The organism is Flavonifractor sp. HCP28S3_F3 (assembly GCF_052065355.1).
Classification (GTDB): Bacteria; Bacillota; Clostridia; order Oscillospirales; family Oscillospiraceae; genus Flavonifractor.
In genome coordinates, this window is the sequence record NZ_JBQHUF010000002.1 from 183928 (window position 1) to 203572 (window position 19645).

Annotated in this window: 16 protein-coding genes; 15 read left to right on the top strand and 1 reads right to left on the bottom strand. The window is 60.8% G+C overall.

The window, feature by feature from the left end:
* Positions 1-29 precede the first annotated feature (29 nt).
* The 3 genes from ACTNB1_RS03460 to ACTNB1_RS03470 all read left to right on the top strand — a co-directional run bounded on the left by ACTNB1_RS03460 (position 30) and on the right by ACTNB1_RS03470 (position 5022).
* Positions 30-1241: an iron-containing alcohol dehydrogenase gene (locus ACTNB1_RS03460; protein ID WP_441167884.1), complete on the top strand. Its 1212-nt coding sequence runs from the start codon at positions 30-32 to the stop codon at positions 1239-1241.
* Between the two features lie 412 nt (positions 1242-1653).
* A complete protein-coding gene (locus tag ACTNB1_RS03465; RefSeq protein ID WP_441167885.1) occupies positions 1654-2988 on the top strand; it encodes an enolase C-terminal domain-like protein in 1335 nt (444 codons plus the stop codon).
* A gap of 162 nt (positions 2989-3150) precedes the next feature.
* Positions 3151-5022: a PrpR N-terminal domain-containing protein gene (locus ACTNB1_RS03470; RefSeq protein WP_441167886.1), complete on the top strand. Its 1872-nt coding sequence runs from the start codon at positions 3151-3153 to the stop codon at positions 5020-5022.
* Between the two features lie 48 nt (positions 5023-5070).
* Here the strand turns inward: ACTNB1_RS03470 and ACTNB1_RS03475 are convergent, their stop codons facing one another.
* Complete coding sequence (locus ACTNB1_RS03475) at positions 5071-5940, bottom strand: hypothetical protein (protein WP_441167887.1); 870 nt, start codon at positions 5938-5940, stop codon at positions 5071-5073.
* Positions 5941-6363: 423 nt separating this feature from the next.
* On the opposite strand from ACTNB1_RS03475, the gene ACTNB1_RS03480 reads away from it, so the two are divergent.
* The 12 genes from ACTNB1_RS03480 (at position 6364) to ACTNB1_RS03535 (ending at position 19612) form a co-directional block, all read left to right on the top strand.
* A complete protein-coding gene (locus ACTNB1_RS03480; protein ID WP_441167888.1) occupies positions 6364-7476 on the top strand; it encodes a hypothetical protein in 1113 nt (370 codons plus the stop codon).
* Between the two features lie 94 nt (positions 7477-7570).
* On the top strand, positions 7571-8023 hold the full coding sequence (locus ACTNB1_RS03485; RefSeq protein ID WP_441167889.1) for a tripartite tricarboxylate transporter TctB family protein: 453 nt from the start codon (positions 7571-7573) through the stop codon (positions 8021-8023).
* A gap of 18 nt (positions 8024-8041) precedes the next feature.
* Positions 8042-9556, top strand: coding sequence for a tripartite tricarboxylate transporter permease (locus ACTNB1_RS03490; RefSeq protein ID WP_441167890.1), 1515 nt, complete (start codon positions 8042-8044; stop codon positions 9554-9556).
* An 18-nt stretch (positions 9557-9574) separates the two neighbouring features.
* The gene (gene garD, locus ACTNB1_RS03495; RefSeq protein ID WP_441167891.1) at positions 9575-11095 is read left to right on the top strand and encodes a galactarate dehydratase; all 1521 of its coding nucleotides are present in this window, start codon (positions 9575-9577) and stop codon (positions 11093-11095) included.
* 83 nt (positions 11096-11178) lie between these two features.
* The gene (locus tag ACTNB1_RS03500; RefSeq protein ID WP_441167892.1) at positions 11179-12489 is read left to right on the top strand and encodes a lactate racemase domain-containing protein; all 1311 of its coding nucleotides are present in this window, start codon (positions 11179-11181) and stop codon (positions 12487-12489) included.
* A 1-nt stretch (position 12490) separates the two neighbouring features.
* The gene (locus tag ACTNB1_RS03505; RefSeq protein WP_441167893.1) at positions 12491-13399 is read left to right on the top strand and encodes an AEC family transporter; all 909 of its coding nucleotides are present in this window, start codon (positions 12491-12493) and stop codon (positions 13397-13399) included.
* Between the two features lie 20 nt (positions 13400-13419).
* Positions 13420-14889: an NAD(P)/FAD-dependent oxidoreductase gene (locus ACTNB1_RS03510; protein ID WP_441167894.1), complete on the top strand. Its 1470-nt coding sequence runs from the start codon at positions 13420-13422 to the stop codon at positions 14887-14889.
* Positions 14886-16124 carry an NAD(P)/FAD-dependent oxidoreductase gene (locus tag ACTNB1_RS03515; protein WP_441167895.1) on the top strand — a complete coding sequence of 413 codons (1239 nt, stop codon included), beginning with the start codon at positions 14886-14888 and terminating at the stop codon, positions 16122-16124. Before ACTNB1_RS03510 ends, ACTNB1_RS03515 begins: the two co-directional genes overlap by 4 nt.
* Entirely contained in the window at positions 16121-16483 is a 363-nt protein-coding gene (locus tag ACTNB1_RS03520) for a DUF1667 domain-containing protein (protein ID WP_441167896.1), read from the top strand. Before ACTNB1_RS03515 ends, ACTNB1_RS03520 begins: the two co-directional genes overlap by 4 nt.
* 50 nt (positions 16484-16533) lie before the next feature.
* Positions 16534-17412: a 2-hydroxy-3-oxopropionate reductase gene (gene garR, locus ACTNB1_RS03525; RefSeq protein ID WP_441167897.1), complete on the top strand. Its 879-nt coding sequence runs from the start codon at positions 16534-16536 to the stop codon at positions 17410-17412.
* A gap of 36 nt (positions 17413-17448) precedes the next feature.
* A complete protein-coding gene (locus tag ACTNB1_RS03530) occupies positions 17449-18348 on the top strand; it encodes a dihydrodipicolinate synthase family protein (protein WP_441167898.1) in 900 nt (299 codons plus the stop codon).
* A gap of 31 nt (positions 18349-18379) precedes the next feature.
* Entirely contained in the window at positions 18380-19612 is a 1233-nt protein-coding gene (locus ACTNB1_RS03535; protein ID WP_441167899.1) for a glycerate kinase type-2 family protein, read from the top strand.
* The last annotated feature ends 33 nt before the right edge of the window (positions 19613-19645 follow it).

Consider the following 19645-nt stretch of genomic DNA (forward strand, 5'->3'; position numbering starts at 1 on the left):
AAGTGTGTTCAGGAAAGGAGCGTCACGCTATGAATACCCTGTCCAAAGTCTATTGCAGAACCTTCCAGACCATCATGAAACTGGGCCATTACTTTTTGAACTATCGGATCCCGGAGACGATGAAAGGTGCCGGAAGCATCAAGCGGCTGCCCGCCTTTATCCGGAACAAGGGCATTGACCGGCTCCTGGTAGTTACCGATGCCAGCCTGATGAAGCTGGGACTTCCGGTCCCCATGCTGGAGGCCATGGAGAAGGCGGGGATTGCCTGCACGGTCTATGACGGGGTTGCTCCCAATCCCACCTCGGATAACGTGGAGGAGGGACTGAAGCTCTACCTGAAAAATAGCTGCAAGGGAATCGTGGCTATCGGCGGCGGCTCCCCCATCGACTGCGCCAAAGCCATCAGCGCCCGGATCGTCCGGCCCAAACGTTCAGTAGCTCAGCTGCAGGGCCTGCTGAAGGTAAATCACCGCCGCAGGATCCCTCCCTTTGTGGCTGTTCCCACCACCGCCGGAACCGGTTCGGAGACCACGGTGGCCGCTGTGATCACCGATGCCGCCACCCACCACAAGGCCTCCATCAATGATACCGCTATTCTCCCTCACTACGCCGTCCTGGATCCGGAACTGACCATCGGTCTGCCACCCTTCATCACGGCCACCACCGGAATGGATGCCTTGTGCCACGCCGTAGAGGCCTACACCAACCACACCTATAACACCAAGCTGGAAAACGAGTATGCGGAGGAGGCCGTCCGCCTGATCCATGACAACCTGCTTGTCGCATACCACGACGGTAAAAACCTGGAGGCCCGCCAGAACATGCAGATTGCCGCTTTCAAGGCCGGCCGCGCCTTTACCCGGGGCTGTGTGGGCTATGTCCATGCCATTGGACACACGTTGGGAGGCCTGTACGGGACGCCTCACGGCCTTGCCATGTCTATCCTGCTGCCCCATGTGATGGAGGCCTTCGGCCCAACCGTCTATCCCAGGCTGGCCCGGCTGGCCGACCTCTGCGGGATGGGGCAGGGTACCCAGGAGGAGAAGGCCAAGCGCTTTATTCAGTGGATCGTTGACATGAAGCGGGAAATGGGTATTCCTGAAAAGCTGGACATGATCAAAGACGAGGATGTCCCCCAGATCATTACCTGGGCCATGAAGGAGGCCAATCCGCTTTACCCTGTTCCCGTCCTCTGGGGCCGGGAGGAATTCCGACAGTTTATCGACAAGGTGCGCGTCTGATTTTTCCGCATTGGCCGGGGCCGGCAGTCATACCATCGACCATACCTGCCGCCAGTGTCCTGGCGGCAGCGCATAAAGCGGCAAAATAAAACACCCCCTGATGTGAGCGCTTCACGTCAGGGGGTGTTTTCAGCGAGGGCTTCCAACGGGGCGGTCGGTTTGACGCAGTTCGATGTATCAACGAGATTATGGATCCATGGATAAGCAGGGAAGTCCTCTTCTTTCATACAAATTAAATAAGAAAAACTAAATGATTTATTAGTTTATTAAGTTTGATTTTCTGTTAAGACCGTGATAAAATGCCCTCGCAATGAAAAGTGTATCGTCCCACTTCTAATTGGATGATCTTGGCCTGCTCACTACCGAACGAGGACGCCAATCATTCATTCATGAAGAAAAGGAGTGCTTTGAAATGGCCAATACCCCTAAAGTTGCTCTCATGGAAGTTTTCCCCGTAGCGGGCAAGGACTGCATGGAGCTTAACCTCTCTGGTGCCCACGCCCCTTACTTCACCCGCAATGTGGTGGTGCTCACTGACGACCGGGGCAACACCGGTGTGGGCGAGGTTCCCGGCGGCCAGAAGATCACCAAGGCGCTGGAGGATGTGAAGCACCTGGTGGAAGGCACCACCCTGGGCGACTACAAGAACACCCTGAAGAAGGTCAACGACTGGCTGACCTCCAACATCAAGGACGACGTCCGTGGCCAGCAGACCTTCGATCTGCGCACCGGCGTGCACGTGGTCACCGCCATCGAGGCTCCTCTGCTGGACCTGCTGGGCCAGTATCTGGAGGTTCCCGCTGCCGCGCTGCTGGGCGACGGCATCCAGCGGGATAAGGTGCGCTTCCTGAGCTACCTGTTCTATGTGGGTGATCGCAAGAAGACCGATCTGCCCTACTATTCCGAGCCCGACTCCGACTGCGACTGGTACCGCCTGCGCCATGAGGAGGCCCTGACTCCCGACGCCATCGTGGCTCTGGCCAAGGCTACCTATGAGAAGTACGGCTTTGAGGACTTCAAGCTCAAGGGCGGCGTGCTGGAGGGCAAGGAGGAGCTGAAGGCTGTCCAGGCTCTGAAGGAAGCCTTCCCCGAGGCCCGCATCACCCTGGACCCCAACGGCGGCTGGCTGCTGAAGGACGCCCTGGCTCTGGCTCCCGAGCTGAAGAAGGTCCTGGCCTACTGCGAGGATCCCTGCGGCGCTGAGGGTCGCTTCTCTGGCCGTGAGATCATGGCCGAGTTCAAGCAGGAGAGCGGCATGCCCACTGCCACCAACATGATCGACACCGACTGGCGTGAGATGCGCCACTGCATCGCGCTGCGCAGCGTAGACATCCCCCTGGCTGACCCCCATTTCTGGACCATGGCCGGTTCCGTCCGTGTGGGCCAGATGTGCAACGATTTCGGCCTGATGTGGGGCTGCCACTCCAACAACCACTTCGATATCTCCCTGGCCATGATGACCCAGTGCGCCGCTGCTGTGCCCGGTAAGCTCAACGGCATTGACACCCACTGGATCTGGCAGGAGGGCATTGAGCGCCTGACCAAGGAGCCCCTGCAGATCAAGGGTGGCTGCATCGACCTGCCCGAGCGGCCCGGCCTGGGCATCGAGCTGGACCGCGATCAGCTGATGAAGGCCCACAAGATCTACATGGACAACTGCCTGGGCGCCCGGGACGACGCCATCGGCATGCAGTACCTGATCCCCGGCTGGAAGTTCGATCCCAAGCGTCCTTGCCTGGTGCGCTAATCTTACATTTGCCAATTTCTTTTCCCAACCTTTCCTTAGACCTGCGGCGGAGCCGGGGCGGATATTCCGCTCCGGCTCCGCCGTATTTTTGGCATTCCGGCTGCGGCTTTACAAGCGGAGCAGGATAAGCTATGATGAAACAGATGAAAAGGAGGGATCGCGATGGCGAAGTTTGCGCTGCTTCTCCCCCGGACGGAGATGGTGGAGCCCGCAGGACGGATCGCCCGGGAACTGGGTATGGAGGTCGTCCTGAACAAGTCGGTGCCCACGGAAGAGGTTCTGGATCAGGTGGAGGAGTGCCGCGCTCTGGGCGCGGATATTCTGGTGGCCCGGGGCCGTCAGGCGTCCATCCTGAAAGAGCACACTGACCTACCGGTGGTGGAGATCCGCCTCACCGGTATGGAGATCGCCCTGCTGCTCCATCGGGCCAAAAAGCTGGTGCCCCGGGTGGAGCGCCCCAAGGTTGGGGTGGTTACCATCCCCAACATGGTGGGGGAGATCCAGGGCTTTGAGGAAGTGGTGGGCATTGAGCTGCACACCTACTTCGTGGCTGGTGTGAACGAGACGGAGCAAGGGGTGGAGCAGGCGGTGGCCGACGGGATGGATGTAATCCTGGGCGGCGATTTCGTCAACGCCTGCTGCCGCCGCCTGGGCAAGCGGACCTTGTTTTTTGAAGGTACGGAGGACTCCCTGCGCACCAGTCTGCGCAACGCCCGCAGCGTGGGCTTCGCCTCCGACGCCGAGCGGCGGAACACCGCGCACCTCCAGGTTTTGCTGGACTACTCCTTCAATGGCATCATCGAGCTGGATGCCGCCGGTGTCATTACCCGGAGTAATGATATGGCCTGCAAGATCCTCTCCCTGGACCGGGAGCAGCTGGTAGGCCAGCCTCTGTCTGCACTCATGCCGCAGGAGGATCAGGATCTGTGGACCGACGCCCTGGCCAAACACCAGGAGCTCTACTTCTCGGTGCTCAGCGTAGCCGGGGTCCATGTGGTGGCCAACGCCGCCCCGGTGACTGACTGGGGAGCGGAGGAGGGGATGATCTTCTCCTTCTACGAGATGCACAAGATGGAGCGGCAGGGGGAACGGGCTCTGCGGGAACGGTATCGCCTCCAGCGCTACCTGGCTTACGGCCGCTTTGAGGATGTGAACCATACCAGTCGGGAGATGGCCCGGGTGGTGCGTCTGGCCCGCAGTTTTGCCGGCACCACCCAGCCAATTTTCCTCCGGGGGGAGGTAGGCAGCGGCAAATCTCTGTTTGCCCAGAGCATCCACAACGCCAGTCCCTGCTCCAAAGGTCCTTTTGTCACCTTTGATTGCGGAGCGGGTTGGCAGGAGCTGTGGAAAGCGCTGTCCCGGGCGGCCAAGGACGCGGACACCGGAACCCTCTATCTGGACCATCTGGAGTATCTGGAACAGGGCGGCCAGCATGTGCTCTGCCGCCTGATCCGGGAGAATGTGGTGCATTTGGCTGGTGAGCCGGCGCCGCAGCCTGTTTCCGTGCGGGTGATCGTCTCCACCTCCGACATGGAGCTGCCCCGGATGAACGACGGCAGCTTTTTGCCGGAGCTGGGCTATATTCTCTCCCCCCAGCGGCTCACACTGCCGCCTTTGCGCACCCGGCCGGACGATCTGGAGCAGGCGATCAGCATGTGCCTGGATGACTGTGTCACCAAGTTTAACCGCTATGTGGTGCTTACCAAGGAGGCCAGGAAGGTGCTGATGGATTACCCTTGGCCGGGCAATTATATCCAGCTGCGCACGTTCCTGGAGCGGATGTCCCTCACCGCCCCCTCCCGTACCGTGAAGGACGGTTATGTTCGGGACCTGCTGGAGGAGCTGTATCCCGGTGATCTTCCTGTCACCGAGTCTCAGGAGCAGCCTCCGTCGGAGGAAGCGGCTCGGATTATCGCCGCCCTCTCCCGCTGGGGCGGCAGCCGGGCGGAGGCGGCGGCTGAGCTGGGCATGAGCAAGACTACCCTCTGGCGTCGAATGAAGCAGTACGGCATTCGGGACCATTACCAGCGTTGAACAAAAAAGTGCCTGCCCCCACGGGGCCGGCACTTTTTTGCACTTGTTTTACAGAACATCGGACAGTTTCAGGATCCCACTCAGCTCGGGGAAGAAGTCGGTATCCACTACCGCCTGGCTGGGGGCCACCCGGCTGCTCACCTTCTGGCCCAGAATGCGGTTGGTCACATAGACGTGGAGCTTATCCCCCTGAATACACACGGCCAGAGGCCGGTCGGTCTTGCCTGCCAGGGTGCGCAGGGCGCTGAGGAAAGTTCCGTCGGGCAGCTGCGGTGTCTCGCGGGGCCGCAGCACCAGCCAGCCGTCCCGGCTCATCCACTCGGGCAGGCCGCTCACCACCTGCTGGAGGTCCCGCTCTCCGCTGAAATAGGGATCCCGGGAGTCCTTCATCATCACCTTGGGGTGGATCAGCCGGCAGTCCAGACGGGTATCGTGGTCCAGTGCCACCGTTACCCAGGCGCCGATGACAAATTCGTGGTGCCGCTTGCCCGCCATATCAAAGGTATGGGTGAAGCCCGCATCACTCAGGGCCACGGCACGGCCTCGATAAGAACCGGTACCACCTTCGCGGACCAAAACGGAGCCCTTAGCGGAGTTGGAAGCCACCAACCGCACCTGCCGCAGCGATTCCGGATCCAGGGGAGATTCCGGCGTGTGCTTGGCGTTCTGGAGCACCCGTTCAAAGGTGCTCTGCAGGCAGGTGTGGACGAAAGCCAGGCAGTAGGCTTTGGAACAGCGCCGCACCACCACCAGGTGGAAGATCAGACTGGCGGCGATCAGTACCAGTGTAACCCGCTTATCCACAAAGAAGAAGATCAGAGCCAGAACGGCAGCGGCCAGATAGACCAGGTAGAGCAGGCGCAGCCGCCTGTACTGGGCGGAAAGGGACTCCAGCAGTCCCTGTTTCATCTCTTTCATTTGTACACGCTCCTTTTATTCAAACGACTGCTGCGTCATGTCCAGTGTATCAAATTAGAAAAGAATACACAAGTGTAAGAGAATTGACAATAAAGTGAGTTGCTTTTGTGCAGTTTTACTGATTTTAAACACTCTAATTTTTAGAAAATAGAAAAAGAACGAAAAAAGCACTAAAATCTTCCGAAATGTGTGGAAAAAATATTTCAAGAATGAAACGTAATAGGGGACAGAATGAAATAATAGTTGCAATGATATGAAATAAGAACAAAAATTCTAATTTTGGGGGAGAGATTCAAGGCTATTTGCGAATAGAAAGAAAGGTGTGCTTTTGCTATCATATGAGCACGGTAGTGAAGCAGACCCTTTTCCCAAGCGAAACCCAATACAGTGTGAATGTGAAAGAACGAAAGGAAGGATTGCACAATGAAGTTCAAGAAACTGGTTGCACTGCTCCTCTCAGCGTCCATGACGGTCGGCCTGCTGGCCGGCTGCGGCAACACCAGCAGCGGCAATAACGACGCCGACAACACCGGCGATCCCGGCACCGAGCAGACCGGCGAGGCCAACAACGCCTCCGGCGAGAGCAGCCTGAAGGGCAAGCGCGTCCGCGTGGTTATCGGTTCCACCTCCACCGGCGGCGACTCCTACATGATCGCCGACATGGTTACCCGTTATCTGGGCGAAGAGATGGGCTTCAACGGCAAGGTCGACGCCGTGGGCAATGCTCAGGCTCTGGACGCCATCAGCAAGGCTGACGGCGACGGCACCACCATCATGATGTTCCACGACATGGCTTACCTGAGCGTGCTGTTCGGCGCTGTGGGTGAGGAGTACTCCTTGGACAACCTGACCGTCGGTCCCCGCATTGGCGTGAACCCCGGCGGCTGCTTCGTGGCCCATGCCGACGCTCCCTACAACAACCTGAGCGAGGCTGCTCAGTGGCTGAAGGACAACCCGTCTGAGGAGCTGCGCGTGAACATCGAGTCTGGCTCCGCTTCTCACCTGGACTTCGTGGTTTGGTACATGTGGGTGAAGGAGCAGTACGGTGACGACGTGGCTTCCCGCATCAAGGCTCTGGTTGGCGGCACCACCGACGAGAAGAAGCAGCGCCTGTGGGACGGCAACGCCGACATCATCTACGCTGACTACTCCTCCTGCGTGGAGTTCACCAAGGAGGGCGTGGACGCCCAGCTGGCTATGAAGCTGTTCGATACCTGCGGCAACCTGGAAGGCAGCGGCGTCATCTCCATGGCTGACGACGGCATCACCTTCAACGGCGAGCCCTTCGACTTCAACAAGGACTTCTTCATGCTGTTCCCCAAGGATATGGACGAGGGTATCCTGAATGAGATCACCGCTGCCATGCAGAAGGTGTGCGAGAACCCCGACTTCCAGGCTGAGATGGCCAACCTGATGTACAGCAACGTGACCGCTGAGGAGGCTGATCTGGAGGCTTCCCGTCAGTTCATCACTGAGAAGAGCGAGATCGCTCAGCAGATCATCGACGTGGCTCCCGGCCTCAACGAGTTGACCTAATTCAGACCTAAAATGGCGCCCCGCTGAAACCCGACCGGTGGTTGGCGTTTCGGCGGGGCGCTTCCCGTAATGATCGAGAAAGAGAGGTAACAAGATGCGCATCAATGTGGTCTATTCGACCCAGCATTGGATCTTCCCCAGCATCACCATCGGCATTCTGGTGATCCTGGGTGTGCTGCTGATCGTCCTGGAGGGACGGGCCCGCGTAAAGGCAGGCAAGGGCTTCTTTGCCAAGCCCGGCCGCTTTTTTGCAGAGAACTATGATAAGGTGAAATTCTGGGGCTGTCTCGCTCTGATGTTTGTCTATTTCTTCCTGCTGGACAAGATCGGCTTCACCGTGTGTTCTATCGTAGCTCTGTTCCTGTTCAACACCCTGTTTGCCAACAAGGAGCAGATGAAAAGCGCCAAGTACCATGTGACCAGCATCATCATTTCCGTGGTGGCCTGTGTGGTTATCAGCCTGGTATTCGGTACCCTGTTCGCCATCACCCTGCCCTCCGGCATCTGCACCATCGAGATCCCGGCCCTGGGCTTCATCCTCTACTAAGAAAGGCTGGTGTAATTCATGGGATTTGAGCTTCCTTTTGTGATCGGCCCGGAATACATCGCCGTGGCCCTGTTCGGCGTCGTGATCGGCATTATCTTCGGCGCCATCCCCGGTATGACTGCCACCATGGCTGTGGCCGTCTTCCTGCCCCTGACCTATGCCTACTCCATGGAGATGGCCCTGTACCTGCTGATGGGCCTGTACGTGGGCGGTATTTCCGGCGGTCTAGTCCCCGCCATCCTCATCAACATCCCCGGCACGCCTTCGTCGGTGTGTACTACCTTCGACGGCAACCCCATGGCGGCACGAGGCGAAAGTGAACGTGCTCTGAAGATCGGCGTTACCTCTTCCTTCTTCGGCGGCATGATCTCTCTGGTCGTCCTGGCTCTGTTCACCCCCATCCTGGCCGGCTGGGCCATCAAGTTCTCCGCCGTGGAGAAGTTCCTCATCATCCTGTTCGCCCTCACCGTTATCGCCGCTCTGTCCCGGGGCCAGATGCTCCGCGGCCTGTGGATCGGCATGCTGGGTGTGCTGGTGGCCATGATGAACCAGTTCTCTGTCAACAACGAGTACCGCATGGTGCCCGATTTCATTAAGAGCGAGATGCAGAGCGGCTTCCAGCTGTTCCCCGTGCTCATCGGCCTGTTCGCTATCTCCGAGATGCTGGAGCAGTGTGAGACGGGTATGCATGCCTCCTACTCCAAGGATGACACCAAAGGCATCAGCAACGAGGTGAAGTTCAAGTTCACCCGGGACTTCAAGGGCCAGGTCATCAATGTGTTCCGTTCTGCCCTGCTGGGCACCTTCATGGGCATCCTCCCCGGCGTGGGCGGTTCCGCCGCTTCCCTGATCGCTTACTCCCAGGCCAAGAGCTGGTCCAAGCATCCCGAGCTGCTGGGTACCGGCGTGCCTGAGGGCCTGATCGCTTCCGAGTCCTCCAACAACGGCCTGACCGGCGGCGCTCTGGTGCCCCTGCTGAGCCTGGGCATCCCCGGCGACTCCACCACCGCTGTCCTGATCGGCGCCTTCATGCTCCAGGGCATCCAGGTGGGCCCCCTGTTCATCACCAACAACCCCGAAATCTGGAACACCATCCTGGTTGCCTTGCTGGTGTGTAACATCCTGATGTATGTGGTTATGTTCTTCCCCATCAAGCTGCTGGCCAAGATCATCCTGATCCCCCAGGAGCGGCTGTATCCTGTGGTGCTCATGATGTGCACCGTGGGCGCCTATGCCACCCTGAACGGCCGTATGTTTGACGTGTGGTGCCTGCTGCTGTTCGGCATCGTGGGCCTGCTCATCAAGAAGTTCCACTTCCCCGTGTCCTGCTTCCTCATCGGCTTCATCCTGGGCGGCGACCTGGAGGACTACTTCATCCAGGTGCTCACCGCTTACAACGGCTACCTCACCGGCCTGTTCGTGCGGCCCATGGCTTGGGTCATCTGGGCTCTGATCATCCTCTCCATCGTCTACGCTGTTCTGGATAACCGTAAGGCCAAGCGTCAGGAGAAGGAACTCTCCGAAAAGAAGTAATCCAAAGGAAGTATGGATATGAGCGCACCGCTGTACATCAAAGTAAAGGACATTGACAATGTGGCCATTGCGGTGGAAAATATCGCCAAGGGGACCCAGGTCATGCCTGGCGTGGTCACCCGGGAGGAAATTCCCCAGGCCCATAAAATTGCCCTGACCGACATCCCCAAGGGGGGCGAGGTAGTCCGCTACGGCGTGGTACTGGGCTACGCTAAGGACGACATCCCCGTGGGCGCCTGGATCAACGAGCATATGCTGGATCTGCCTGAAAGCCCCTCTGTGGACAACATGCCCTTCGGCACCAATCTGGTAGCCAAGGAGGACCTGCCCAGCCCCACCCGCACCACCTGGATGGGCTACCGCAACAAGACCGGCCCTGCCGGTACCCGCAATCTGCTGGGTATCGTCACCACGGTGCAGTGCGCTGCCGGTGTGGTCAACGTGGCGGTGGAGCGCATCAAGAAGGAGCTGCTGCCCAAGTATCCCAATGTGGATGATGTGGTGGCCATCAACCACCCCTACGGCTGCGGCGTGGCCATCAAGGCCCGGGAGGCTCACATCCCCATCCGGGCGGTGACCAACCTCATCCGCCACCCCAACTTCGGTGGGGAGCTGATGGTGGTGGGCCTGGGCTGCGAAAAGCTCACCTATGACATGGTGCTGCCCCCCGAGGACATCACCCCTGAGAATACCCTCACCCTCCAGGACTACAAGGGCCATGACGCTATGATGCAGGCCCTGATGGATATGGCTGAAAAGAAGCTGGAGAAGCTCAACCAGCGCCGCCGTGAGGAGTTGCCCCTCAGCGAGCTGCTCATCGGCATGCAGTGCGGCGGTTCCGACGCCTTCTCCGGCCTCACCGCCAACCCCAGCGCCGGCTATGCCGCCGACATGCTGGTAAAGGGCGGAGCCACCGTCATGTTCAGCGAGGTCACCGAGGTGCGGGACGGCGTGCATCTGCTGGCCGCCCGCTGCCGGGACGCGGCCACCCGCGACAAGCTGGCCGCTGAGATGAAGTGGTATGATGACTACCTGGAGGCTGGCGGCGTGGACCGTGATGCTAACCCCACCCCCGGCAACAAAAAAGGTGGTCTGGCCAACATCGTGGAGAAGGCCATGGGCTCCATCGCCAAGTCGGGCACTGCCCCCATCGAGGAGGTCCTCTCCCCGGCGGAGAAGCCCAGCAAGCACGGCCTGATCTACGCTGCCACCCCCGCCAGCGACATCGTCTGCGGACCCTGCCAGCTGGCCAGCGGCATCGGCCTCCAGGTCTTTATGACCGGCCGGGGCACTCCCTACGGTCTGGCCGCCGCCCCCGTCATCAAGGTCTGCTCCCGCAACGAGATGAAGGAGCACTGGTTCGATATGATCGACGTCAACGCCGGTCCCATCGCCACCGGTGAAAAGACCATTGCCGACGTGGGCACCGAGCTGTTCGAGCTCATTCTGGATGTAGCCAGTGGCGTGAAGAAACCTTACTCCGACCAGTACGGCTTCCACAACGACATCTGCATCTTCAACCCCGCGCCTATTACCTAAACAGATATGTCCGCACCAGGCTCCCGCCGGGCTATACCGGCGGGAGCCATAGGCGCACTTGACGCTTAAGGAGGCGGAAGCCAATGGAAATCAAACAGGGAGGCGTAGTCTCCCAGCTTCTGGCCGGCGTACCTATTCCCCGGATGTTCCGGGCCCGGCAGATCTTTCCCCAGGAGCACATTGAGCCGGCGGATATCCCCGCAGCTGTGACGGAACAGCTGGACCGGGAGCCCTTCCGTTCCAAAGTGCAGCCCGGCATGGAGATCGCCATTACTGCCGGAAGCCGGGGCATCGCCAACGTGGATATCATCACCAAAGCGGTGGTGGACTTTGTTAAATCCCGTGGAGCCACTCCTTTTATCGTACCTGCTATGGGCAGCCACGGCGGCGCCACCGCCCAGGGTCAGCTGGACATCCTGGCGGGCTACGGTATCACCCCCGAGACCATGGGCTGCGAGATCCGCAGCAGCATGGAGGTAGTGGAGCTGGGGGTCTCCGACACCGGCATGCCGGTGTATATGGACAAAAATGCTTATAATGCCGACGGCATCATCCTCTCCTGCCGCCTGAAGCCTCACAACGCCTTCCGGGGACCCTATGAGAGCGGTCCCTGCAAGATGATGACGGTGGGTCTGGGCAAGCAGAAGGGAGCTGAGCGGGTCCATGCTGAGGGCATGGGCAAGATCGGCAAAAATATTCCCTCCATGGCCAAGGTGGCCCTGGAGAAGGCCCCCATTCTGTTTGCAATTCCCTGTCTGGAGAACGCCTACGACCAGACCTGGAAGCTGGAGGCCATTGATAAGGGCGATATCCTGGACCGGGAGCCGGAGCTGCTGAAAGAGGCTTTTGCCCACATGCCCTCCCTGCTGGTGGGGGAGTGTGACGTGCTGGTTGTGGACGAGACCGGCAAGAATTACTCGGGCACCGGCGTAGATCCCAATATCACCGGCACTTTTTCCACCGAGTACGCCCATGGCGGTGTAAAAGTTCAGCGCACCTGTTTCCTGGACCTGAGCGAGGCCAGCCATGGCAATTCTCTGGGTGTGGGCCTGGCCAACGTGATCACCAAGCGGTTCTTTGACAAGATCGACCTGGAGATGATGTATCCCAACTGCATCACCTCTACCGTACTTACCTCCGCCCGCATCCCCTGCATCGTGGCCACCGACAAGGAGGCCATCCAAATGTGCATCCGCACCTGCAACGGCATTGACCAGAACAATCCCCGCGTCATCCGCATCCCCAACAGCCTGCATATCGGCAGCATCATGCTCAGCGAGGCCTATTATGAGGATGTAAAGGCAGGGAAGTGGTCCGGCCTGGAGGCGGTATCGGAGCCGGAGGAGTTGGAATTCGACGGGCAGGGGGCCTTGCTTACCCCCATCGAGGGCTGAGATGGAAAGCTTTTTCAAAATGGTGGACGTCCAGACCGTCCTGTTTATCTACATGGCGGTGGGCTTCTACTGCAGGAAAAAGGGCATCTTCAATGACGTGGCCCGTGATAAGCTCACCGACTTCGTGGTGTTCGTCACCCTGCCCTGTATGATCTTTGAATCCTTCAATATGGAGTTCAGTCTGGATGCCCTCAAACAGGGAGCGGTGGCGCTGATCATTGCCACTGGCATGGCCTGCGTGGCCCTGCTGCTGGGCAAGGTGCTCTACAACCGCTTCCCCTATGAGGAAAAGAGCATCCTCCAGTACGGCACCCTGGTGAGCAACTCCGGCTTTGCCGGACTGCCGGTGGTCAGCGGGGCCTACGGAGACGAGGGACTGTTCCTGGGCTCCCTGTTCATCATCCCCACCCGCATCCTCATGTGGAGCGCCGGTATCTCCCTGTTTACAAAGGCCAACTTCAAAGAGGCTGTCAAAAAGGTAATGCTCAACCCGGGCATCATTGCCGTGGAGGTGGGCCTGATCCGGATGATTTTCCAGATCCCGCTGCCCCACTTCGTGGATACCGCGGTAGACAATCTGGGCGGCTGCACCTCTCCCATGGCCATGGCCCTGGTGGGCGCCATCCTGGCCGACGTGCCGCTGAAGACCGTTTTAGATCCCAAGAGCTTTTACCTGGTGGCGGTGCGGCAGTTCCTGCTGCCTGGCATCTGCCTGGTGGCCCTGCGGCTGCTGGGCCTGGACCCCCTCACCATTGGGGTGAGCGTGGTTATCACCGGCATGCCTATCGGCTCCACCACCGCCATTCTGGCCCAGAAATACGGGGCGGATGCCCAGTTTGCCTCCAAATGTGTGTTTATTTCCACCCTGACCAGCCTGGTCACGGTGCCTATCCTGACCCTATTCCTTTAATTAAGAAAGGAATGACCTGTATGCAGCAGACTTATGACGTCGTCATCATCGGCGGCGGCGTAGTGGGCAGCGCCATTGCCCGGGAGCTCTCCCGGTACAAGCTGCGCATCGCCGTGCTGGAGAAGGAGAGCGACGTCTGTACCCAGACCAGCGGGCGAAACACCGGCATGCTCCACGCCGGGTTCCTCTACAAGACCGGTACCCTCAAGGCCATCTGTGCCGTGGAGGGCAACCAGGAATTTGACCAGGTGGCAGCCGAGCTGGACGTGCCCTTCAAGCGCACCGGCAAGCTCATCGTGGGCTTTACCGACGAGGACCGGCAGCGTCTGGAGAACTTCATGGCCCGCGGCGAGGCCAACGGCGTCAAGGGCCTGGAGATCATCGACCGGGCCCGGATGGACGAGCTGGACCCCAGCGCCGGCGGCAACTTCGCCATGTGGTGTCCGGCCAGCGGCATCCTGGACCCCTTCCTCTACACCATTGCTCTGGCGGAAAATGCCGTCCACAACGGTGTGGAGTACCACCTGAATTGTGCCTTTACCGGCGAGACCAAGCAGGCCGACGGCACCCACCTGCTCCACACCACCAAGGGTGATTTCCTCACCCGCTGGGTGGTGAACAGCGCGGGCCTCAACTCCGCTGTGGTCAGCGAGCAGCTGGGCATCCCCGGCTACGTTATCAAGCCGGTGAAGGGCGAGTACTTCGTCCTTGACAAGCTGGCGGGGCAGTTCGCCAAGATCCCCGTCTATCCCGCCCCCAATCCGGATAACACCTTCGATACCCACGCCACCCCCACAGTGGACGGCAACGTGCTGGTGGGTCCTGACAGCCAGCTGGCCCGGGATTTCCAGGACTATGAATCCACCCGGGCTGCCATGGACGGCCTGATCGAGAGCGGTTCCCGCATGTTCAAACACATGGACCGCAGCTACTTCATCCGCAACTTTGCCGGCATCCGGCCCAAGCGCATCGACCCCGAGACCGGGGTGGTGCAGGACTTTGTGCTGGAGTGCCGGGACGAGGTGCCGGGCGTGGTCAACCTGGTGGGAATCGAGTCTCCCGGCCTGACCTCCGCACTGCCGCTGGCCCGCCGGGCCGTGGCCATCATTGCCCAGCGGGAGACGCTGGAGCCCAACCCCGACTTCGACCCCGTCCGCCACGGTATCCGCCGTTTCGCCGACATGAACGACGAGGAGCGGGCAGCCGCTATCGCGGAGAATCCGGATTACGGCGAGATCTTCTGCCGCTGTGAGAAGGTCACCAAGGCCGAGATCCTCCAGGCCATCCACAACCCTCTGGGGGTCCACACTGTCAACGGCGTCAAGGTGCGCACCCGCGCCACCATGGGCCGCTGCCAGGGCGGCTACTGTGAGACCCGCATCACCGAGGCCCTCCATAAGGAGCTGGGTGAGGACTTTAAGGACATCGACCTGGGGCCCGCCGGCTCCTGGATGTTCACCGGCGCGGTGAAAGGAGGGGACCGGGCATGAACGTGGAACGCCATCAGGCAGTGGTCATCGGCGGCGGACCCGCCGGCCTGGCCGCCGCCATTCAGCTCAAGCAGAAGGGCATTGACGATGTGGTGGTGCTGGAGCGGGAGCACCGCACCGGCGGCATCCTTCGCCAATGCATCCATGACGGCTTCGGCCTGACCCGGTTCGGAGAGACCCTCTCCGGCCCGGAGTACGCACAGCGGTTTGTGGACCAGGCGGAGGAGCTGGGCATCACCTGTCTCACCGATACCACCGTCCTCTCTCTGGAGGCCGACCGCACCGTCACCGCCTCCGGTCCCGCCGGGCTGAAGAAGCTCCAGGGCGACGCGGTGATCCTGACCATGGGCTGCCGGGAGCGTACCCGGGGCGCCCTGGCCATTCCGGGCAGCCGTCCCGCCGGCATCTACACCGCTGGCGTGGCTCAGGAGTACATCAATCTGCGCAACCTGATGGTGGGCAGGGAAGTGGTCATCCTGGGCAGCGGCGACATCGGCCTCATCATGGCCCGGCGCATGACCCTGGAAGGGGCCCATGTGAAGGGCGTCTACGAGGTCCAGCCCTATCCCAGCGGCCTGCCCCGGAACATCGAGCAGTGCCTCAACGACTACAACATCCCTCTCCACCTGAGCCACACCGTCACCGATATTCACGGCCGGGAGCGGCTGGAGGGCGTGACCATCTCCCAGGTGGACGAACAGTTCCGTCCCATCCCCGGCACCGAGGAACGGGTGGACTGCGACACCCTCATTCTCTCGGTGGGCCTGATCCCCGCTGGGGACATCGCTAACGGCTCCGGCCTGGCGGTGGACGGCCGCACCAAGGGCGCCTTTGTGGATGAGCACTATCAGACCAGCATCCCCGGCGTATTCTCCGCCGGCAACGTGCTCCACGTCCACGACCTGGTGGACTTCGTCTCCCTGGAGGCGGAGGCCCTGGCGTCCGCGGCGGCGGAGTACCTGAAGGAAGGCTCCCTGCCCGCCTGCCCCCTGGAAGTGAAAACTGGCGCCAATGTGGGCCATGTGATTCCCCAGCGGATCAGCGGTACCCGGAGCTTCACCCTCTCCCTGAGAGTGCGCAAGCCCCTGAAGGGAGTCACCCTCACCGTCACTCAGAACGGCCGGGAGGTCCTGCGGCGGAAATTCCCCAAGGCCCTGCCCGCCGAGATGATCCAGCTCACCGTACCTGCGGAGAAGCTGGAGACCGAGGGAGATCTGGAGGTGAGCGTACAGTGAAGCGGACCTTTACCTGCATTATCTGCCCCAACGGCTGTGAGATTACCGCCGAGTATGAGGGTACCGACGTGCGCTCCATAGAGGGCGCCACCTGCCCCAAGGGCAAGGATTACGTCCGGCAGGAGCTCACCGATCCCCGGCGCAACATCGCTACCAGCATCCCCGTGGAGGGGGGCGAGCTGCCTCTGGTCAGCGTCCGTCTGGACCACCCCATCCCCAAGAAGGATATTTTCACTGTCATGGATGCCATCAACAAGCTCCATGTCAAAGCGCCCACCACCATCGGACAGGTGGTCCTGCCCGACGTGTGCGGCCTGGGCGCCAACGTCATCATCACCAAAAACGTGGCCGCTCTTTGAATGACCCGTTTGGATAAATTCTATTTTTCAATATTTAGGAGGAAATTACTATGAAAGTCGGACTGATTGGTCTTGGTATTATGGGTAAGCCCATGGCGAAGAATCTGCTGAAGGCGGGCTATGACCTGACTGTCAGCGACCTGAACAAGGCCGCTGTGGACGAAGTGGTGGCCGCCGGCGCCAAGTCCGCCACCAACGCCGAGATCGGCGAGACCTGCGACGTGGTCCTGACCATGGTGCCCAACAGCCCCCAGGTCAAGGCCGTGATGCTGGGCGAGGACGGCGTGGCCGCTCACATGAAGCCCGGTACCGTGTTCATCGACATGAGCTCCATCAACCCCGTGGCCTCCAAGGAGATCGCCGCTGAGCTGGCCAAGAAGGGCATCGAGATGCTGGACGCCCCTGTGTCCGGCGGCGAGCCCAAGGCTATCGACGGCACCCTGTCCTTCATGGTGGGCGGCAAGCAGGAGGTCTTTGACAAGTACAAGGATCTGCTGGGCGCCATGGGTGCTTCCGTTGTCCGCTGCGGCGAGGTCGGCGCCGGCAACACCACCAAGCTGGCCAACCAGATCATCGTGGCCTGCAACATCCAGGCTCTGTCCGAGGCCCTGACCCTGGCCAAGATGGCCGGCGTGGAGCCCCAGCTGGTGTTTGAGGCCATTCGCGGCGGCCTGGCCGGTTCCACCGTCATGAACGCCAAGGCTCCCATGATGATCGAGGGCAACGACAAGCCTGGCTTCAAGATCGACCTGCACATCAAGGACCTGAACAACGCTCTGGACTGCGCCCACACCGTGGGTTCCCCCCTGCCCATGACCGCCGCTGTGCAGGAGATCTTCCAGTGGCTGCACAACAACGGCTGCGGCCAGGACGACCACAGCTCCATCATCAAGTACTACAAGAAGCTGACCGGCATCGAGTCCCTGTAAGGGGACCCGAACCGGCAGAAGGGGAGGGAACCTGTCATGAATACCGATTTTATCAAGGGCGTGGTAGTGCCCATTCTGACCCCCATCGACGAAAATGAGTGCATCGACGAAGCCAAGATGCGGGACCAGGTGGACTACGTCATCAACGGCGGAGTGTCCGGCATCCTGGCCTTCGGCAGCAACGGCGAGTTCTACATGGTGGAAGAGGACGAGATGGAGCGGGGTCTGAAGATCATGGTGGACCAGGCCGCCGGCCGCGTCCCCGTGTACTTCGGCATCGGCGCTATCAGCACCAAGAAGTGCTGCCGTCTGGCCAAGATGGCGGTAGCCAATGGTGCCGCCAGCGTCAGCGTGCTCCAGCCCATGTTCCTCAAGCCCACCCATGCTGAGCTGTTCCAGCACTTTAAGACCATTGCCGAAAGCGTGCCCGACACTCCCATGCTGCTCTACAATAACCCCGGCCGCGTGGGTTACACCCTGACCGCTCAGCTCATTGACGAGCTGGCCCATCAGGTGCCCAACATTGTGGGCATGAAGGATACCAGCGGTGATATCACCCTCACCAGCGAGTTCATCCGCCGCACCCGTGACGTGAACTTCAAGGTGTTCGGCGGTAAGGATACCCTGCTGTACGCCAGCCTGTGCCACGGCGCCGTGGGTGGCGTGTGCACTGCCGCCAACTTTATGCCCGAGCTGATCACCGACGTGTACAACAAGTTCGTGGCCGGGGATCTGAAGGGCAGCCTGGAGGCTCAGTTCAAGCTGAACCCCGTCCGGCTGGCTATGGACCCCGCCAGCTTCCCTGTGGCCGCCAAGGATATGGCCACGCTCCGGGGCCGGGACGTGGGCGTGCCCTATCTGCCCAACCTGCCCACCCCCGAAGGCCCCGCCAAAGAAGGCTTCCGCCGCACCATGCATGAGGCGGGCCTGATCTGAGCCTTATCAAAGGCATCCATGGAGGAACGGTATGAAACTGAGAAACGATTGTGATCAGATCATTGCCCGGGCCATCACTGCCGTACAGCCCGACGCGGCGGTGCGGCGGGCCCTGAAGGAGATCCCCCTGGCCAGCGGCCGGGTGGTGCTGGTCTCCGTGGGCAAAGCGGCCTGGTCCATGGCCCGCGCCGCCTACGACTGCGTGGGGGAGAAGCTGAGCGGCGGCATCGTCATCACCAAGCACGGCCATGCTCAGGGTCCCATCGGCAGTCTGATCATCCGGGAGGCGGGCCATCCTGTCCCCGATGACGACACCTTTTCTGCCACGGAGGAGGCTCTGGCCCTGACCCAGGATCTGACGGAGGAGGATATGGTCCTCTTCCTGCTCTCCGGCGGCGGCTCCGCCCTGTTTGAGGCTCCCCTGGTCCCCCAGGAGGAGCTGCAGAAGATCACCCAGAGCCTGCTGGCCTGCGGGGCGGACATCGTGGAGATGAACACCATCCGCAAGCGGCTTTCCGCCGTGAAGGGCGGGCGCTTTGCCCAGCACTGCGCTCCCGCCCAGGTCTGTTCCATCGTGCTCTCCGACATCATTGGGGATCCTCTGGACATGATCGCCTCCGGCCCGGCCTATCCGGACTCCTCCACCTGCGCCGATGCTAAGGCCATCGCGGAGAAGTACAACCTGCCCCTCTCTGAGGAGGCGGCGGGCTGCCTGGACCGGGAGACCCCCAAGACGCTGGATAATGTCCATACCGTCATCACCGGCAGCGTGCGGGAGCTGTGCTCCGCCGCCGCGGCCGCCTGCCGGGAACTGGGCTACGAGCCGGTGGTGCTCACCGACTGCCTCACCTGTGAGGCCCGGGAGGCGGGTTCCTTCCTGGCCTCCATCGCCCAGTCCCATCAGAACACCGACCGCTCTCTGGCCTTCCTGGCCGGCGGCGAGACGGTGGTCCACCTGACGGGCAAGGGCAAGGGTGGCCGGAATCAGGAACTGGCCTTGGCTGCCGCCGAAGGGATCGCCGGCCTGAAGGACACCGCGGTGTTCTCCGTAGGCAGCGACGGCACCGACGGCCCCACAGACGCCGCAGGCGGCTTTGTGGATGGCGGTACCCGGGATCTGTTGGCCGGTCAGGGCGTGCGGATCTTTGATGTGCTGCGGCAGAACGATGCCTATACCGCGCTCAATGCCTGCGGTGGGCTCATCGTAACCGGAGCCACCGGTACCAATGTGAACGACGTGGCAGTGCTCCTCATCCGCCGCTGAGGGTGAAGAGCCGACCGCCCCCGATCTCCCTGC

Excerpts from the sequence above, each read along its gene's own strand:
- ACTNB1_RS03460 (WP_441167884.1), top strand. The coding sequence starts at position 30 with ATGAATACCCTGTCCAAAGTCTATTGCAGAACCTTCCAGACCATCATG.
- ACTNB1_RS03465 (WP_441167885.1), top strand. The coding sequence starts at position 1,654 with ATGGCCAATACCCCTAAAGTTGCTCTCATGGAAGTTTTCCCCGTAGCG.
- ACTNB1_RS03470 (WP_441167886.1), top strand. The coding sequence starts at position 3,151 with ATGGCGAAGTTTGCGCTGCTTCTCCCCCGGACGGAGATGGTGGAGCCC.
- ACTNB1_RS03475 (WP_441167887.1), bottom strand. The coding sequence starts at position 5,940 with ATGAAAGAGATGAAACAGGGACTGCTGGAGTCCCTTTCCGCCCAGTAC.
- ACTNB1_RS03480 (WP_441167888.1), top strand. The coding sequence starts at position 6,364 with ATGAAGTTCAAGAAACTGGTTGCACTGCTCCTCTCAGCGTCCATGACG.
- ACTNB1_RS03485 (WP_441167889.1), top strand. The coding sequence starts at position 7,571 with ATGCGCATCAATGTGGTCTATTCGACCCAGCATTGGATCTTCCCCAGC.
- ACTNB1_RS03490 (WP_441167890.1), top strand. The coding sequence starts at position 8,042 with ATGGGATTTGAGCTTCCTTTTGTGATCGGCCCGGAATACATCGCCGTG.
- garD (WP_441167891.1), top strand. The coding sequence starts at position 9,575 with ATGAGCGCACCGCTGTACATCAAAGTAAAGGACATTGACAATGTGGCC.
- ACTNB1_RS03500 (WP_441167892.1), top strand. The coding sequence starts at position 11,179 with ATGGAAATCAAACAGGGAGGCGTAGTCTCCCAGCTTCTGGCCGGCGTA.
- ACTNB1_RS03505 (WP_441167893.1), top strand. The coding sequence starts at position 12,491 with ATGGAAAGCTTTTTCAAAATGGTGGACGTCCAGACCGTCCTGTTTATC.
- ACTNB1_RS03510 (WP_441167894.1), top strand. The coding sequence starts at position 13,420 with ATGCAGCAGACTTATGACGTCGTCATCATCGGCGGCGGCGTAGTGGGC.
- ACTNB1_RS03515 (WP_441167895.1), top strand. The coding sequence starts at position 14,886 with ATGAACGTGGAACGCCATCAGGCAGTGGTCATCGGCGGCGGACCCGCC.
- garR (WP_441167897.1), top strand. The coding sequence starts at position 16,534 with ATGAAAGTCGGACTGATTGGTCTTGGTATTATGGGTAAGCCCATGGCG.
- ACTNB1_RS03530 (WP_441167898.1), top strand. The coding sequence starts at position 17,449 with ATGAATACCGATTTTATCAAGGGCGTGGTAGTGCCCATTCTGACCCCC.
- ACTNB1_RS03535 (WP_441167899.1), top strand. The coding sequence starts at position 18,380 with ATGAAACTGAGAAACGATTGTGATCAGATCATTGCCCGGGCCATCACT.